This window comes from Sphingopyxis sp. MWB1, assembly GCF_000763945.1.
Classification (GTDB): Bacteria; Pseudomonadota; Alphaproteobacteria; order Sphingomonadales; family Sphingomonadaceae; genus Sphingopyxis.
In genome coordinates this window covers 196958-212912 of record NZ_JQFJ01000005.1, presented here as the reverse complement: position 1 = coordinate 212912, position 15955 = coordinate 196958, and the positions used below count along the sequence as shown (strand labels likewise).

Genomic DNA, 15955 nt, shown 5'->3' with positions numbered 1-15955 from the left:
CGCCTGCGGGAGGGGCCGGGGGCGGGCCTGTCCATGCGCGGCGGGTGGGCCATTCATGCCCACCCCTGACCCCTCCCGCAAGCGGGAGGGGGAGTTAAATTTCCAACCGCCAGTCCCAGCCGAGCGGGTCGCCGTCCATCACCTCGACCCCTTGGGCGGCAAGTTCATCGCGCAGCGCGTCGGATGCGGCGAAGTCCTTGTCGGCGCGGGCCTGTTTGCGGCGCAAGAGAATGGCTTCGATTTCGGCCTCGGTGATGGTCGCCGCCCTCGGGCGGAGGCGCAGGTCGGCGCGTGCGGTTTCGAACAGGGCGAGGCCCAGCACCGCGTCCATTTCGGCGACGAGCGTGCGTTTGGCACCCGCATCGACCTTTTTCATCGCCAGCGCTTCTTCGAGTGCGGTGAGCGCGATCGGGGTGCCGAGGTCGTCGCTGATCGCGGCGTCGAATTTTTCGCGGCAGGGGGCAAGCTTCGGATGCGCGGCATCGCCGGGGGTTTCGTTTTTCAGCCGTTCGGCCGCCATCACCATGCGTTTGAGCCGCGTCAGCGCGGCGCCCAGCCCTTCCCAGCTGAATTCCAGCTCGCTGCGATAATGGGCCTGCAGGCACATCAGGCGATAGGCGAGGGGGTGATAGCCCTTGTCGATCAGCAATTGCAGGCGCAGAAAATCGCCGCTCGATTTCGACATTTTGCCCGATCGTTCGACGAGGAAATTATTGTGCATCCACAGCCGCGCGCCGCTGTCGGCGGAGCAGCTATGCGCCTGATTCTGCGCGATTTCATTCGGGTGGTGAATCTCGCGATGGTCGATGCCGCCGGTATGAATGTCAAAGGGAAAGCCGAGCAGCGCTTCGGACATCACCGAGCATTCGAGATGCCAGCCGGGGGCGCCTTTGCCCCATGGGCTGTCCCATTCCATCTGGCGTTTCTCGCCCGGCGGGGTCTTGCGCCAGATGGCAAAATCGGCGGCGTGGCGCTTGCCGTCGACGGGGTCGATACGGCTTTCGCCCTCCTCCGTGCCTGCTCGCGCCAGCCGCCCATAATCGGCGACGGTCGAGGTGTCGAAATAAAGGCCGCTGTCGAGTTCATAGCAATGCTTGTCGGCAATCGCCTTGGCGAACGCGATCATCTGCGGGACATAGTCGGTGGCGATCGACCAATGCGCTGGCTCGCGGATGTTGAGCGCCTTGATATCGGCCCAATAGGCCTCGGTATAATGGCGCGCGATGTCCCAGATCGACTGGGCCTTTTCCGCCGCAGCCTTTTCCAGCTTGTCCTCGCCCGCATCGGCGTCGTCGGTCAGATGGCCCACATCGGTGATGTTGATGACATGGGTGAGCTTATATCCCTTCGATGACAGCGTGCGCCCCAGAACGTCCGCAAAGACATAGGCGCGCATATTGCCGATATGCGGATAATTATAGACGGTCGGGCCGCAACTGTAGACGCGCGCCTCACCCGGATGGACGGGGGTGAATATTTCAAGCGCGCGCGTCAGGCTGTTGAACAGGCGGAGCGGGGCGCCGGTGGGGGCGGGTGCGTCGGTCATGGGCGTGCCCATGCCTTGCCGCGGGGCGCGCCGTCAACCGAAACGCCGCTTGCGCCTGCCCGCGCCGCCACCTATCTGGATGGGGAACCACATTCCGGCGAGGACAAGATGAACGCTTTTGAAGATCGTGAACGGGCCTTTGAGGCGAAATTCGCACGCGACCAGGATATGCTGTTTCGCATCACCGCCCGCCGCAACCGCCTGCTCGGCGAATGGGCAGCCGAGCGCATGGGGCTGACGCCGGAAGAAACCGACGCCTATGCCAAGGCGGTGGTGCAGGCCGATTTCGAAGAAGCGGGCGATGAGGATGTGATCCGCAAGCTGGTCGGCGATCTGACCGCGGCGAAGGTCGAGATCAGCGACGCCGAAATCCGCGCGATGCTGAACGAAAAGACGGTCGAAGCGCGCCGTCAGTTCATCGAAACGCAGACGGACTGACAGGGCGCCGGTCATGGCAATGCAGGAATCCGATCTGAAGGCGATGATCCTTGCCGCTTTCCCTGATGCCACGGTGACGATCACCGATCTGGCAGGCGATGGCGATCATTATGCGGCGCATGTCGAATGCGAGAGCTTTCGCGGGATGAGCCGCGTCGCGCAGCACAAGGCGGTCTATGCCGCATTGGGCGGGCGCATGGGCGGTGAACTTCACGCCTTGCAATTGACCACCGCCATCCCTTCATAGGGAAGAGACATTCACCTTAGATCATGCGGGAAGGCCCGCACCGGAGACTGACATGACCGATCCCGCCACCCAGGCCCGCATCAAAGAGCTGGTCGAACAGAATAACGTGCTTTTGTTCATGAAGGGCACGCCCCTGTTCCCGCAATGTGGATTTTCATCGCGCGCGGTCGCGATCCTCGAGCGGATCGGCGTCGCTTATGAAAGCGTCGATGTGCTGCAGGACATGGAAATTCGCCAGGGGATCAAGGAATTTTCTGACTGGCCGACCATCCCCCAGCTTTATGTAAAGGGCGAATTTGTCGGCGGCAGCGACATTTTGATGGAAATGTATGAAGCCGGCGAATTGCATAAGATGGTCGAAGGCCTGCCCGCCAGCGCAGGATAATTTAAAGGCGCGCGGTCAGGCATAGCCGGTACGAAGCGCGCGCGCCCAATCGGCGCGGCCCTGCGCTTCGGCGGCGCGCGCCGCCCCCTCCCAATCATAGCGGACCGAAAGTGGCTCTGCTGCCCATTCGCCATCCTTGCCCTCGGCAATGGCATAGCGCGCGTGGGGCGAGCCTGTTTCCGCGCGGTGCGGAAAAGGCTGATCTTCGGCATAGGCGGGCAGGCCGACGCTGCCCGGATTGACGACCAGCCGCCCGTCCGCCAGCCGAGCCATGCGCGGCAAATGGGTGTGACCGCACAGGATCATCCGCGCGGCCTTCGCGCTCTCCACACTGGCGCGCGCGGCGACTTCCTCCGCCGTGGCCGGGCGCATCCCTTGCGGCGTGATGCTTTCCAGAAAAGGCGCAAGGTCGTTTTCCGGCGTGCCATGCACCATCAGCACATCGTGCGCGACGCGTCGCGTCGCGGGCAGCGCGGCGATCCATGCCTTTTGATCGGGCCGCAGCCGCTCCGCCGCGAAAAGGTCCGACGCGCCCATGCGGTCCGGCGCATCCTCCAAAAGCTGCCGTTCATGATTGCCGCGGATCGTCGGCAGGTCGAGCGCCATCAGCCGGTCGGCGGTTTCCACCGGAAACAGCGGGCCAGAGAGAATGTCGCCCAGATTGACGATTGCATCAACCCCGCGCGCCGCCACATCGGCAAGCACAGCATCGAGCGCGGCAATATTGCCATGAATATCGGACAGGATGGCGAGGCGCATGGACGGAGACATAAGCCAGGCGCAGGCGCGAGGATACTTTTATTGGGGAAGGGCGGCAGAGCTACGGAAGCTGTTGGGGATGCGAGGGGATCGGACTAGGCTGGGTAGCAACAGGAAAAAGGAAGGCCATCATGGGGAAAATAGCGATTTTACTGACTGCCGGCTTCGCAGATTGGGAATATGCTTTCATCGCAGGCACAGGCGCTCCATTTTATGGCCTGGATGTACAATTTTTCGGTGTCGCGGCGGGAGAGGTTATATCCCAGGGCGGGTTAACGGTTTCGCTGGCGAACAACCTTGAGGATTTGCGACTTTGGCAGCCCGATGCTGTTGTTGTCGTCGGCGGGACGATCTGGGCCAGTGCGAATGCGCCCGATCTTTCAGCCTTGTTGCCGCCCTTGTACAATGACGGCACGGTGATAGCGGGAATTTGCGGCGGAACGCTTGCCCTTGCCCATTGCAGACTGCTGAACGCTGTGCGCCATACTTCCAATGAGCGCACCTTTCTGGTTGATCATGCGCCTGATTATCAAGGCGCCGACTATTATGTTGAGAGCGCGGGGGCCGTAACGGACCAGCGCCTGATCACCGCACCCGGCACCGCGCCGATAAGCTTCACGGCGGCTATCTTTGCATCGGTGGGCTTGCCGGAAGAACAGATTGAACAGTTTTGCGCCCTTATGGCCGCAGAGCACGGGGCGGCCGCCCAATAACCTGCTGGCCATCGGGGGGCGTTTCCATCCGGGGGGCGGGGCCTTGGGGCCGCTCGCCCCCCGTCTGGCAAGGGTAAGTGAAAGACTTCGATAAAAACGCCACGCCAGGGACCAGACCGACGCCGCGCCATGCGATGATCGAAATCAACGCCATGTACAAAGCTATACAAGGCGCGTGCCAAATCACACCAACGCTGCTTTTCCATGCCGCACGATGGTTAGCCAATTCTTACCGCCGACGGGGCTTGTAAAAAAAGCCGACATAATTTGCGCTTTTTCCCTTCATTCATCTGTGGTTCACGGTTATGACTACATCTGTAGTCGTGCAGTTGAGAGACGATCAGAGGCGTTGAACGGTAAACCTGGGGAGGAATATCCGTGGCGGAACGTGCAAGTGAATCGGAAATGCAGGTGCTGAATGCGCTGTGGGATGAAGCCCCGCAGACGGCGGCGGAACTGACGCAGCGAGTCGGCGCCGCCAATGGCTGGACGCAGGCGACGGTGAAAACCCTGCTGTCCCGTCTGGTGCAAAAAGGCGCGGTGACGGCCGAGGCCGACGGGCGGCGTTATATTTATCGCCCCGCCATCGACCGTGCGGCGGCGATGGGCGAAGAATCGAAACGTTTTGTCGACCGGTTGTTCGGGGGGCGGGTGAGCCCGCTGATCGCGCATCTGGCTGAGCGCGAGGCCTTGTCGGATGCAGACATCGCCGAGATTGAAGCGCTGTTGCGGAAGCTGAAAGCATGAGTGCCGCCCTGGCCTTGGAGGCGTGGGGCGACACGCTGATCAGCACAGGTCTTATCCTCATCGCCATTTTACTGATCCGCAAACCCTTTACCCGCCTGTTCGGTGCGCGGCTCGCCTATGCACTGTGGCTGGTGCCCTTGCTGCGCCTGATCCTGCCACCGTTGCCGCTGGCGCCGCCGGTGGTGGAGCTCTCCCCCATCGCGGAGGAACTGGCCGCTGCCGACTGGGCGGCGATGAAGGCGGATATTCCCACCGATGGCAGCGCCTTTGCCGCCTCGGCGCCCGCGTCTCTGGTCGCCGAGCCGCTGATGCCGCTTGCCGAACTGATGCCCGCGCTGATGCCGATGCTGTTCGGCGCCTGGCTGGTCGGCGCGGCGGCGGTGCTGTTCGCGGCGGTCCGCGCGCATATGCGCTTTCGTGAGACCGTGCTGCGCGAAGCCGTCGAGCTGGAGCCGATCGGATCGGTGCGGCTGGCGATGAGCGATGCGGTCGATGGCCCGGTCGCCTTTGGCCTGATTCAGCGACATGTGGTCGTGCCGCAGAATTTCTTTGGCCGCTATGCTGCCGCTGAACGCGCGCTCGCCATCGATCATGAGCTGGCGCATCATCGCCACGGCGACCTGTGGGCCAATGCCGCCGCGTTGGTCGTGCTGGCCACCCAATGGTTCAATCCCTTTGCCTGGCGGGCGATCCGCGCCTTTCGCTTCGATCAGGAAGCGGCGTGCGATGCGCGTGTGCTGGGGATGGAAGGGCCGGTGGCCGACGGGCTCGCCGAGCGGCGCGAACGGACGGTTCAATATGCCACCGCCATTGCCAAGGCCGCGACCGGGGCGCGGCTGTCGCTGGCAGCGCCGATGGCGATGAACGATAATTTGCAGGAGCGGCTGAGCATGTTGATGGAGGATGAGATTTCGCCCCGGCGTGGGCTGATCGGGCGTGTCCTATTGGGCGGGGTGGCGCTGACGGCGCTGGCGACGACCGCGACGCTGACCCCTTCGGGCGCAATTGCAGCGGACGGACGTGCCAGCGAATGGCAAGCGACCGCCGAAGCCGCAAGCAGTGTGGAACCCCTGGCGGCGGAGATGGAGGCGCTGTCGGCCGAAATGACGGCGCCGGACATGGCCGCAGCCCTTGCCACCGCTGAAACCGCCCGCGCGGCCGGTGAAAAGCTACGCGAGGCGGGGTTCGATGCCGTGCGAGCCGCGGGCGAACAGAGCCGGGTGGCAGCACTGGCCGCAGTCAAGGCCGCGAGGGCAGCGGAGAGGGCGGGCGTGGCGCCGCATAAGGTCCTGAACCTTGACGTGTCCGAAGGGGCGTCGCGGCAGGAGATGATCGCGGCGTTGCGTGAAAAGGGGCTGACGGCGGCCAAGGCAGAGAAGGTGGCCGATGGCCTGGAGGCGAGAAGCAAATATCGCGCCTATGTCCGCATGGCGCATCTTCCCGCCGTTCATGTTCCCAGCCCGCCGGTGCCGCCCGTGCCGCCGGTTCCCGAAGCCCCGCCGGTCCCTCCTGCGGCGTTGGAGGGCCTGTCGCGCAGCGCGATGGTGGTTAGCGGATGCAGCAAGGAGGGCGAAATCACGCTTCGCCAGAAACAGTCGGAAACGGGCAAGGATCGGCGGGTGCATAAGGTGAAGTGCGGCCCCGGTGTGCGTACGATCACCGTTGCCGCGCTGCGCGAAACACGCGACCAGCTTGCGCGGCAAAAGGGCCAGATTTTGGCCCATGGCCTGTCGCACGAAATGCGCGCCGAAATTCAGGCAGATATACAACGGGCCGTCGCTGAGCTAGACCGCGCCATTGCCGAGGCGGAGCGCGAAACGCATTGAAGGAGGCTGGGGAGGCCGAAGCCACTTCGCCAGCGCGCCAGACCCTTAGGGGAGCGAAAGGGGCGCCCCCAGGGGTTTGATGGAAGATGGCTTCGGTCCTCCCCAAACTGGGCGCGCGTCGCGCGATGAGGGTTTTAAAAGAGAAAAGGGCCGGAAAGCGCGGGCTGACCCTTTTTCTTTGCCGGTCGCAATGCCACATGCAAAAGCATGAGTGAGAAAAAGCCCTGGCTCGACACGATCCAAGCCGGCGACTGCGAACAGCATGAGCCGCTGGTCCGCCGCGTGCTCGCGCCCAATCCCTCGCCCTATACGTTCACCGGCACCCAGACATGGATTGTCGGGGCGGGGCGCGACGTCGCGGTGATCGACCCCGGCCCCACAGGATCGGGGCTGAGCATCGGCGACCCGCCCGATGCGCAAGGCGCAGGCCATGTCGAAGCGATCCTGCGTGCGGTCGAGGGGCAGAAAATCACAGCAATATTGTGCACCCACACCCACCGCGACCATAGCCCCGCCGCCGCGCCGCTGAAGGAAGCGACGGGAGCGCCGATCATCGGCTGTGCGCCGCTGGCACTCAGTGACGATGGCCCCCGCGCCGATTCGGCCTTTGACAGCGATTATGCGCCCGACCGCGTGCTGGCCGACGGCGAACAGGTGGCCGGCGACGGCTGGACGCTGGAGGCGGTGGCGACCCCCGGCCATACGTCGAATCATCTTTGTTATGCCCTGCAGGAAAGCGGGGCGCTGTTCACCGGCGATCATGTCATGGCCTGGTCGACCAGCGTCGTCAGTCCGCCCGATGGCGATATGGCCGCCTATATGGCCAGCCTGTCGCGCCTCTATGAGCGCGCCGACCGCATCTATTATCCCGCCCATGGCCCGGCCGTGACCAAGCCGCGCCAATTGGTGCGCGGGATGCTGGGGCACCGCAAGCAGCGCGAGCGGCAAATCTTGCGGGAACTGGAAAAGGGGCCGCGCGTCATCCCCGACATGGTGAAACAAATGTACAAGGGGCTCGACCCACGGCTGACCGGCGCCGCGGGGCGCTCGGTGCTCGCGCATCTCATTGACCTCGAACAGCGCGGCCGGGTGGCTTGCGAGGATGAAGTGTGGAGGCTGGTCGCATGAACAATTCGCTTTTTCGCGTCGCGCTGCTGGCGCTCCTGGGCCTCGCCCTTTTCCTCGGTTGGCGCGCTTGGGACGATTGGCAGCGCGGCTTTGAGCCCGAAACCGTCGTCGCGGCGAGCCTGCAGGGGTTGCAGGAGCAGAATATTCTCGTTCCCTTTACCGCGCGCTATGTCGCGGTGGTGACATCGACCCAGAGCCGGCTGGGGTTGAGCGCCAAGAAAACGCTGATCATGCCCGGGACGGTACGATATGAAGTAGATCTCGCACGGCTGAAGCCCGCCGATGTCGAATGGGATGCGGGAGAGCGGGAATTGACCGTAACTCTGCCTCCGATACGCCTGGCAGGGCCGGAGATCGACATGGAAGCCATCAGCGAATTTCGCGATGGCACAATCCTGCTCAGCCTGACTGACGCCGAAGCGACGCTGGATGCCGTGAACCGCAAGGCGGCGAAAGCCGAACTGATCAAGCAGGCGAAGGGCGACACCCCGATGCGGCTTGCGCGCGGTGCGGCCGAAAATGCCATCGAACAGAGCTTTGCCATGCCGCTCAAGGCCGCAGGGATTGACGCGACGGTGCGTGCGCGTTTCGCGAAACGTTAAGAGCTTTGCGTGAAAATGGCAGGGGCGATCCGCTCCCTCTCCCGATTGCTCCCGCCGCGGGCGGGGTGTAGGAGGGGGCAACTCCTGCACGACAAGGAAGAGACATGACTGCTCCAATCCGCGAAAATCTGTCTGGCGTCGATCTGCGCGCCGAAATCGACCGCCTCCGCAAGGAGCGTAACGCGGTCATTCTGGCGCATTATTATCAAAAGCCGGAGATTCAGGATCTGGCCGACTTCGTCGGCGATTCGCTGGAGCTGTCGCGCAAGGCGGCCGAAACTGACGCCGATGTCATTGCCTTTTGCGGGGTGAAATTCATGGCCGAGACGGCCAAGATATTGTCGCCCGAGAAGATCGTCGTCCTGCCTGATCTCGACGCCGGATGCAGCCTGGAGGACAGTTGCCCTCCCGAACAGTTCAAGCGCTTTCGGGAACAGCATCCTGACCATATCGCACTCACCTATATCAACTGCTCGGCGGCGGTGAAGGCGCTCTCTGACATCATCGTCACCTCGTCGAGCGCCGAGACGATCATCAGCCAGATCCCCGAGGATCAGAAGATCATCTTTGGTCCCGACCGGCATCTTGGCGGTTATATGAACCGCAAATTCGGCCGCGACATGCTTCTCTGGCCGGGCGTGTGCATCGTCCATGAAGCCTTCAGCGAGACCGAGCTTTTAAAGCTGAAGGCGCAGCATCCCCATGCGCCCGTCGCCGCGCACCCCGAATGCCCGCCCTATATCGTCGATCACGCCGATTATGTCGGATCGACGAGCGGCATTTTGCAATTTGCCAAAAGCTTTGAAGGCGACACGCTGATCGTCGCAACCGAGCCCCACATCATCCACCAGATGGAAAAGGCGCTTCCCGAAAAGAATTTCATCGGCGCGCCGGGGGCGGACGGCAACTGCAATTGCAACATCTGCCCCTATATGGCGCTCAACACGATGGAAAAACTCTATCTGGCGCTGCGCGATCTTGAGCCGCGTATCGAGCTGGACGAGGAATTGCGCCTTGCCGCGAAGAAAAGCCTGGACCGGATGCTCGAAATGGCATCGGGCACGGTGGGCAAGGGCGATGTTGGCGATAGGGCGGCGGCGCCCTCGGCCTGATCGGCTTTTTCGGGGCAATTAGGACGCCGGCCTAAGGCGCCCGCGACTCGGCATCTGACGCTGCGGTGAGGGTGCGCAGCCCCGGCCCCCGCCTCCGTGCGTGAATGAAAATGCTGCGCCCTGATCACAAAAATGCTGCGCAGCATTTGGATATTGTTTCTGCCGGACTTATCCACAGCTTCGGGGCATATGAGCGGGGTTTTTGCGCTTTTTCCTTTGGCGTTGGCGCCGGTTCATGAGACTATTAATCCATCGAAAGGCAGATTGTCGAACCTCCAGTGAAAACGCCGGTTGCAAGACCGAAACGGATCAGATGAAGGATTGAAAAGTCGTCATTCGATAAGCTGGTCACGGAACGTGGATATTCCCACGAATGAAGCGAACCCGATCAGTGTGGAAAGATATTTATGACTTTGAACGAAGAAACGCTTCGGCGAGAATTCGAACAAGGGTATGAAGATTTTTCCGGTGCGGCCGGCCCCCTAACGGGGGCCGACCAAACCATAGGCAGCGCCCCCAGGGCGCTTTTTTTATGCGCCACAGTTAGGGCAGCGAGCACAATCGGCCCTCTTTGTGTCGTTGTGTGAGACATTCATAAGCCCGGTCGGGCGAAATCTGTCTCGGATTGAGCCAACCATCCTCCTTTCCGAACGGAATCGCGATCTCGATGGCGCCGATTGGGTGCGACAGGGAAAGAAGTCCCTTCGCGGGCGAGGGAACTTTTTCCTTTGGCTTTCATTCTTTTGACATCGGTGAATCGACGCCTGAGCGCGATGGGGCGTTCAGGCCATTGACGGCGGATTTCCTCCGTCCATAGCTTGGGAAGGAAGCAACATGGGTATCATCATCAGCCTTATCATCGGGGGTATCATCGGCTGGCTCGCCAGCATCGTGATGCGCACCGACGCGCAGCAGGGTATTATCCTCAATGTCATCGTCGGCCTGATCGGCGCGGTTATCGGCAATGTGCTGGGCGGCATGTTCGGGTCGGGCGCAACGCTCAGCCATTTCAGCCCCGTTGGCCTGCTCTGGTCTTTTGTCGGCGCCATTGTTCTGCTGGGGATCGTCAACATGGTGCGCCGCGGCAGCGTGCGGTGATCATCCCCGGTCGCTGATCCGCCATAATACTATGCGATGAGCGGGATTTACGTTAGCATGGCATGTCTGCACATCGGCAGGCATCCATAACGAACGCAAGGGGGTCATCCTATGCTTACTTGGATTATTGCAATTATCATGGGCGGCATCATCGGCTGGCTTGCCAGCATTGTGATGAAAACCGACGCACAACAGGGAATTTTCCTGAATATTATTGTCGGCTGTCTCGGATCTATTCTCGGACGCTTTCTGTTCGGAAGTTTCCTGGGCGGCGGACATTTGCGCGGTGACGCTTTTGACCCGATGACCTTGTTAACTGCCTTTGTTGGCGCGGTAATTCTGCTGGCGATTGTCAATCTGGTTCGCCGCGGCCGGGTGCGCTGACGATATAATCCGACTTATTTTACTCGGATAAGGGGGCGGTCGCCTTTGGCGGCCGCCCTTTTGCGTTTAACGTGTCTTTACCCCTGGTCGGGAATAAAGGTCCGGCGATGCGGGCACCGTCATTGTCATGGCGGTTTTCTGGCTTGCCAGAAGTGATTTAATTGGATAACACACCATCGACCGGAGAAGGAAGCCGATGGGCGGGCGGGCGAAGATCGCCTTTGGTGATGGCGAGCCCCCAAAACGGCGAAATATCCGGCAAGGAATCCAGGGCGGAAAGTGAATTTGATGGACAGCTTGGCGGGCTCTTCGCAGCGTTTTTACGAGGAAGCGGACACTTCTCGCACACGCAGGCGCATGATCATCGGCGCCGCATTGGCGCTCGCAGTGCTCGCGGCCGCCTGGTTCGGCTACCGCGCCTTTCAGGGGGGCGGAGAGGCCGAAGCGGGCGCTGGCGCTGATGCGGCTTCGGTTCCCAGTGTGACCGTCGCTATCCCCGGCCGCACTTCGGTCGAATTTACCATTTCGGCCAATGGCACTATTGCCGCGCGCCGCGAAATGCCGGTCGGCGTGTCGGGCGAAGGCGGACAGGTCGCGCGGGTTCTGGTCGAGCCGGGCCAATGGGTCGGCGCGGGCCAGCCGCTGGCCGTCATCGACCGCGCGGTGCAGACGCAGCAGGCCGAGGCGCTCCAAGCGTCCATCCGGGTTGCGCAGGCCGATGCCAAGCTGGCGCAGGCTGAGTTGGAGCGCGCCGAGGCGCTCGTCTCGCGCGGCTTTATCTCCAAGGCCGATATGGACCGCAAGCGCGCGACCCGCGACGCGGCGCAGGCGCGCGTTCGCGTCGCGCAGGCGCAATATCAGGAAGCGATTGCGCGCAATAACCGGTTGAATATCGTCGCGCCCGCCGCGGGGCTGGTGCTGACCCGCGAAGTCGAGCCGGGCCAGGTCGTGAGCGCCGGTAGCGGCGTCCTGTTCCGCATGGCCAAGGGCGGCGAGATGGAAATGCTCGCGCAGCTGGCCGAAGCCGATTTGCAGCGGGTGAAGGTCGGCACGCGCGCGGTCGTCACCCCGGTGGGCACCGAACTCGAGATTCCGGGGCAGATTTGGCAGGTCGCGCCAATCATCGACCCCAACACGCGCCAGGGCATGGTGCGGATCGCTATTCCTTATAGCGGCGCGCTGCGCCCCGGCGGCTTTGCCGATGCGCGGCTGGTGGCGGGCACCGAACAGGCGCCGCTGCTGCCCGAAAGCGCGGTGCAGAGCGGGCCTGAAGGCAATTATGTGCTGATCGTCGGCAAGGATGACAAGATTGAGCGCCGCCCGGTCAAGGTCGGCACCGTCACCGATGGCGGCGTGTCGATCGCGTCAGGGCTGAACGGCAATGAGAAGGTGGTCGTGCTCGCCGGCGCCTTCCTCAACCCCGGCGACAAGGTGAAGCCGGTCATTCAAAAATCAACGCGATAAGACCGGTCGTCGGTTGGCGCGCAAGGGCAGTTGAACCATGAGTTTTCGCAACATCTCCGCCTGGTGCATCCGCAATCCGGTTCCGCCGATCGTGATGTTTGTGCTGTTGATGCTGGCGGGGATCGTCAGTTTCAACCGCATGGATGTGAATGATCAGCCGGATATCGAATTTCCGGCGGTTCAGGTGATTGTGGTGCAGCCCGGCGCTGCCCCGACCGAGCTCGAGACCCAGGTCACCCAGCGTGTCGAGGCCGCCGTGCGTGGGGTCAGCGGCGTCGATGAAATGTCCTCCTATGTCAGCGAGGGCAACAGCCGCACCTTTGTCCAGTTCGCCATCGGCACGCCGATCGACCGCGCGTATAATGACGTTAATCAGGCGATTTCGCAGATACGCAGCGACTTGCCCGACGGGATATTGGAACCGCAGGTAGTGCGCGTCGATATTGCGGGCGGGCCGATCACCTATTTTGCGGTCGAAACTGCCGACATGACGCTGGAGCAACTTTCCTGGTTTGTCGACAATACGGTCGCCAAGGAATTGCTGTCGATCGACGGGATGAGCCAGGTGCGCCGGTCGGGCGGGGTGAGCCGCGAGATTCGCGTCATCCTGGACCCCGCGCGCATGCAAAGCTATGGCCTGACCGCGAGCGAGGTGAACCTGCAACTGCGCCAGATCAACCTCAACGCCGCAGGCGGGCGCACCGAAATTGCGGGCGCCGAACAGGCGGTGCGCGTGCTGGGCAATGCTCAGAGCGCCTTTGCACTCGGCCAGACGCGCATTTCCATCGGCAATAACCGCACCATTCGCCTGTCGGACGTCGCCACCGTCAGCGACGGGTTCGCCGAACAGCGCAATCTTGCCACCATCGGCGGGCGGCAGGTGCTGTCTTTCTCCATCGAAAAGGCGAAGGGCGCATCGGACGTCACGGTCCATGACGAGGCGATGAAGAAGCTGGAGGAGATCAAGAAGGCCAATCCGAAGATTGATTTCAAGATCCTCTTCACCCGCACCGAATATATCAAGGAACAATATCGCAGCTCGATGCTCGCGATGATGGAAGGCGCGGTGCTGGCGGTGATTGTCGTCTTCCTCTTCCTGCGCGACTGGCGCGCGACCTTGATCAGCGCGCTTGCCATTCCGCTGTCGGCGATTCCGACTTTCTGGTTCATGGACATGATGGGCTTTTCTCTGAACAGCCTGTCCCTGCTGGCGCTCAGCCTAGTTGCAGGGGTGCTGGTCGATGACGCCATCGTCGAGATCGAGAATATCGTCCGACATATGCGAATGGGCAAAAGCGCCTATCAGGCGTCGATCGACGCTGCGGACGAAATCGGCCTTGCCGTCGTTGCGACGACCATGTCGATCGTTGCGGTCTTCCTGCCTGTTGCTCTGATGCCCGGCATTTCGGGACAATTCTTCATCCAGTTCGGCATGACCGTCGTCTTTGCGGTGCTGATGAGCCTTGCGGTCGCGCGGATGATCACGCCGATGATTGCCGCCTATTTCTTGTCGTCGCAGGGCGAACAGGATCATGCGAACGGCCCGTGGATCCATCGTTATGAGCGGCTGCTTGGCTGGACGCTCGACAGCAGCAAACACAAGCGGGTGCGTGCGCGCTATGAAGACTGGCCGACGAAGCTTGGCTATCTGGCGGTGCCGCTGGGGCTGGCGGGGCTTTATATCCTCTATGCAATATATGCCTATTTCCAGCCGGTTCCCGCGGGGCAGGATGGACCGAACCCCGCGCTCTATTTCCTGCTGAAAGTGCCGTTCACGGCCATTGGCGTCTATCTTGCATCTGCGTTGCTCGCGATCCTTATGGGCGCGCTTGCCTGGCTGGTCGGCGTGCGTGGTTTCGCCTTTACCAATTGGGCGAAGTTCATGGTGCAGCGCGCCTGGGCGCGGCTGTTTGACCATCGCGTCTGGATTGTCGGCGCCGGCGTTCTGGCTTTTGCGACCAGCATCCTGTTGTTCGCGACGCTGCCGCAGCAGTTTCAGCCGACGATCAACAGCGATTACAGCCAGATCAAATATGAACTGCCGCCCGGATCGACGCTGGCGCAAAGCGCAAAGGTCGCGCGTGAAATCGGCGAAATCGTCGATAGCGACCCGGTGGTCGATACCGCTTTTTACGATATCGAAGTGACGAGCGGTAATGCGTTCCTGACCTTGAAAAAGGATCGCGAGATTTCAAGCGTCGAGTGGGAACGCAGCGTTCAGCCCAAGCTGGCCGCCATCCCCGATGCGCGCGTAACGTTCCAAAGCCAGTCGGGCGGGTTTTCGGGCCGCGACATCACGCTGGTCGTCGGCGGTGACGATCCAGTGAAGCTGGAGGCCCATGCGCGCCAGATTGTCGCCGAAATGTCAAAGCTCAAGGAATTGCGCGCGCCGCGTGTCGAGGGCGATATTCCGCGCCCCGAAATCGTCATCCATCCGCGCATGGACCTGGCCGCCGACCTTGGCGTGACGACCGCAGCGCTCAGCCAGACGATCCGCATCGCGACGCTGGGCGATATCGACCAGAATGCGGCGAAATTCTCGCTGTCCGACCGGCAGATCCCGATCCGCGTCCTCTTGTCAGAGGATTCGCGGCGCAGCCTCGCGACGATTGAAAATCTGCCCGTTCCCACCTCGCGCGGGACGACGGTGCCGCTGAAATCCATTGCCGAGATCAGTTTTGGCGCCGGGCCGACCGAGCTTCGCCGCTATAATCAGACGCGGCGCATCGTCATCGGCGCCGATCTGGCACCGGGGCTGGTCACCGGCGATGCGCAGGCAAAGATCGACGCGCTGCCCGCCGTGAAAAATATGCCGCAGGGCATTCGCAAGGTGATCCAAGGCGACCAGAAATGGCAGGCGGAGCTGATCAACAATTTCATCATCGCGGTGGTGTCGGGATTGCTGCTCGTCTTTGCGACGCTGGTGCTGCTCTACCATCGGTTCCTGTCGCCGCTGGTCAACATGTCCTCGCTGTTGCTGGCGCCCTTGGGCGGTTTGCTCGGCCTGCTCATCACCGGCATGGAAATTTCGATGCCCGTCTATATCGGCCTGCTCATGCTGCTCGGCATTGTCGCCAAAAACTCGATTCTGCTCGTCGACTTCGCGATTGAGAAAATGGATCAGGGCGTTGGCAAAACTGCGGCGCTGATGGACGCGGGGCGCAAGCGCGCGCAGCCGATTGTCATGACCACGGTCGCCATGGTCGCGGGCATGGTGCCGACCGCGCTGTCACTGTCCGGCGATGGCGCGTGGCGCGCGCCAATGGGCGTCGTCGTGATCGGCGGCCTGATCCTGTCGACCGTGCTGACGCTGGTAATCGTGCCCGCGGGCTTCAGCCTTGCCGACAGTATCGAGAAAAGGCTGGGCCGCTTTTTCTCGCGCAATCTTCTCACCTATAAAAAGGGCGATGGCGCGGAAAACCCCGCTCCCGATGCGCCGCCGCAGCCCGCCGAATGAGCCACAGCAACCGGCGCGCCAAAGGGGGCGCCGGTTGCAACCTTTCGCG

At 62.2% G+C, this 15955-nt stretch carries 15 protein-coding genes; 13 read left to right on the top strand and 2 right to left on the bottom strand.

What is annotated here, in order from left to right:
• Window positions 1–94: 94 nt before the first annotated feature.
• Window positions 95–1546, bottom strand: a complete 1452-nt coding sequence (cysS, locus tag JV18_RS0114110; protein ID WP_033075676.1) for a cysteine--tRNA ligase — start codon at window positions 1544–1546, stop codon at window positions 95–97.
• Between the two features lie 108 nt (window positions 1547–1654).
• Here cysS and JV18_RS0114105 point away from each other — a divergent pair, with 108 nt between their 5' ends.
• Genes JV18_RS0114105 through grxD form a run of 3 tightly spaced genes read left to right on the top strand, consistent with a single transcriptional unit; the run spans window position 1655 to window position 2616 of the window.
• Window positions 1655–1984, top strand: a complete 330-nt coding sequence (locus JV18_RS0114105) for a DUF1476 domain-containing protein (RefSeq protein ID WP_033075675.1) — start codon at window positions 1655–1657, stop codon at window positions 1982–1984.
• 13 nt (window positions 1985–1997) lie between these two features.
• Window positions 1998–2231, top strand: coding sequence for a BolA/IbaG family iron-sulfur metabolism protein (locus tag JV18_RS0114100; RefSeq protein WP_033075577.1), 234 nt, complete (start codon window positions 1998–2000; stop codon window positions 2229–2231).
• Between the two features lie 52 nt (window positions 2232–2283).
• A complete protein-coding gene (gene grxD, locus JV18_RS0114095; RefSeq protein ID WP_033075576.1) occupies window positions 2284–2616 on the top strand; it encodes a Grx4 family monothiol glutaredoxin in 333 nt (110 codons plus the stop codon).
• A gap of 15 nt (window positions 2617–2631) precedes the next feature.
• Here grxD and JV18_RS0114090 read toward each other — a convergent pair whose 3' ends face one another.
• A complete protein-coding gene (locus JV18_RS0114090; protein ID WP_033075575.1) occupies window positions 2632–3375 on the bottom strand; it encodes a metallophosphoesterase family protein in 744 nt (247 codons plus the stop codon).
• Window positions 3376–3506: 131 nt separating this feature from the next.
• Between JV18_RS0114090 and JV18_RS0114085 the strand changes: the two genes are divergently transcribed.
• From JV18_RS0114085 to JV18_RS0114040, 10 genes are all read left to right on the top strand, one after another.
• Entirely contained in the window at window positions 3507–4088 is a 582-nt protein-coding gene (locus JV18_RS0114085; RefSeq protein WP_033075574.1) for a DJ-1/PfpI family protein, read from the top strand.
• A gap of 378 nt (window positions 4089–4466) precedes the next feature.
• Window positions 4467–4835 (top strand): BlaI/MecI/CopY family transcriptional regulator, encoded by a 369-nt coding sequence (locus JV18_RS0114080; RefSeq protein ID WP_033075573.1) that lies wholly within the window; start codon window positions 4467–4469, stop codon window positions 4833–4835.
• The gene (locus JV18_RS0114075) at window positions 4832–6661 is read left to right on the top strand and encodes a M56 family metallopeptidase (RefSeq protein WP_033075572.1); all 1830 of its coding nucleotides are present in this window, start codon (window positions 4832–4834) and stop codon (window positions 6659–6661) included. The genes JV18_RS0114080 and JV18_RS0114075 overlap by 4 nt, the downstream gene beginning before the upstream one ends.
• A 207-nt stretch (window positions 6662–6868) precedes the next feature.
• Window positions 6869–7789 carry an MBL fold metallo-hydrolase gene (locus JV18_RS0114070; protein WP_033075571.1) on the top strand — a complete coding sequence of 307 codons (921 nt, stop codon included), beginning with the start codon at window positions 6869–6871 and terminating at the stop codon, window positions 7787–7789.
• Window positions 7786–8391, top strand: a complete 606-nt coding sequence (locus tag JV18_RS0114065) for a DUF4230 domain-containing protein (RefSeq protein ID WP_033075570.1) — start codon at window positions 7786–7788, stop codon at window positions 8389–8391. Before JV18_RS0114070 ends, JV18_RS0114065 begins: the two co-directional genes overlap by 4 nt.
• Window positions 8392–8495: 104 nt before the next feature.
• Window positions 8496–9503, top strand: coding sequence for a quinolinate synthase NadA (nadA, locus tag JV18_RS0114060; RefSeq protein ID WP_033075569.1), 1008 nt, complete (start codon window positions 8496–8498; stop codon window positions 9501–9503).
• 834 nt (window positions 9504–10337) lie between these two features.
• Entirely contained in the window at window positions 10338–10601 is a 264-nt protein-coding gene (locus JV18_RS0114055) for a GlsB/YeaQ/YmgE family stress response membrane protein (protein WP_033075568.1), read from the top strand.
• Between the two features lie 111 nt (window positions 10602–10712).
• On the top strand, window positions 10713–10985 hold the full coding sequence (locus tag JV18_RS0114050; protein ID WP_033075567.1) for a GlsB/YeaQ/YmgE family stress response membrane protein: 273 nt from the start codon (window positions 10713–10715) through the stop codon (window positions 10983–10985).
• Between the two features lie 288 nt (window positions 10986–11273).
• Window positions 11274–12449, top strand: coding sequence for an efflux RND transporter periplasmic adaptor subunit (locus JV18_RS0114045; protein WP_052072293.1), 1176 nt, complete (start codon window positions 11274–11276; stop codon window positions 12447–12449).
• A 37-nt stretch (window positions 12450–12486) separates the two neighbouring features.
• Entirely contained in the window at window positions 12487–15906 is a 3420-nt protein-coding gene (locus JV18_RS0114040) for an efflux RND transporter permease subunit (protein WP_033075566.1), read from the top strand.
• Window positions 15907–15955 lie beyond the last annotated feature (49 nt).

Coding starts and splice junctions, on each gene's coding strand:
- JV18_RS0114055 (WP_033075568.1), top strand. CDS start 10,338: ATGGGTATCATCATCAGCCTTATCATCGGGGGTATCATCGGCTGGCTC.
- JV18_RS0114100 (WP_033075577.1), top strand. CDS start 1,998: ATGGCAATGCAGGAATCCGATCTGAAGGCGATGATCCTTGCCGCTTTC.
- cysS (WP_033075676.1), bottom strand. CDS start 1,546: ATGACCGACGCACCCGCCCCCACCGGCGCCCCGCTCCGCCTGTTCAAC.
- JV18_RS0114085 (WP_033075574.1), top strand. CDS start 3,507: ATGGGGAAAATAGCGATTTTACTGACTGCCGGCTTCGCAGATTGGGAA.
- JV18_RS0114045 (WP_052072293.1), top strand. CDS start 11,274: ATGGACAGCTTGGCGGGCTCTTCGCAGCGTTTTTACGAGGAAGCGGAC.
- grxD (WP_033075576.1), top strand. CDS start 2,284: ATGACCGATCCCGCCACCCAGGCCCGCATCAAAGAGCTGGTCGAACAG.
- JV18_RS0114070 (WP_033075571.1), top strand. CDS start 6,869: ATGAGTGAGAAAAAGCCCTGGCTCGACACGATCCAAGCCGGCGACTGC.
- nadA (WP_033075569.1), top strand. CDS start 8,496: ATGACTGCTCCAATCCGCGAAAATCTGTCTGGCGTCGATCTGCGCGCC.
- JV18_RS0114040 (WP_033075566.1), top strand. CDS start 12,487: ATGAGTTTTCGCAACATCTCCGCCTGGTGCATCCGCAATCCGGTTCCG.
- JV18_RS0114075 (WP_033075572.1), top strand. CDS start 4,832: ATGAGTGCCGCCCTGGCCTTGGAGGCGTGGGGCGACACGCTGATCAGC.
- JV18_RS0114090 (WP_033075575.1), bottom strand. CDS start 3,375: ATGCGCCTCGCCATCCTGTCCGATATTCATGGCAATATTGCCGCGCTC.
- JV18_RS0114050 (WP_033075567.1), top strand. CDS start 10,713: ATGCTTACTTGGATTATTGCAATTATCATGGGCGGCATCATCGGCTGG.
- JV18_RS0114105 (WP_033075675.1), top strand. CDS start 1,655: ATGAACGCTTTTGAAGATCGTGAACGGGCCTTTGAGGCGAAATTCGCA.
- JV18_RS0114065 (WP_033075570.1), top strand. CDS start 7,786: ATGAACAATTCGCTTTTTCGCGTCGCGCTGCTGGCGCTCCTGGGCCTC.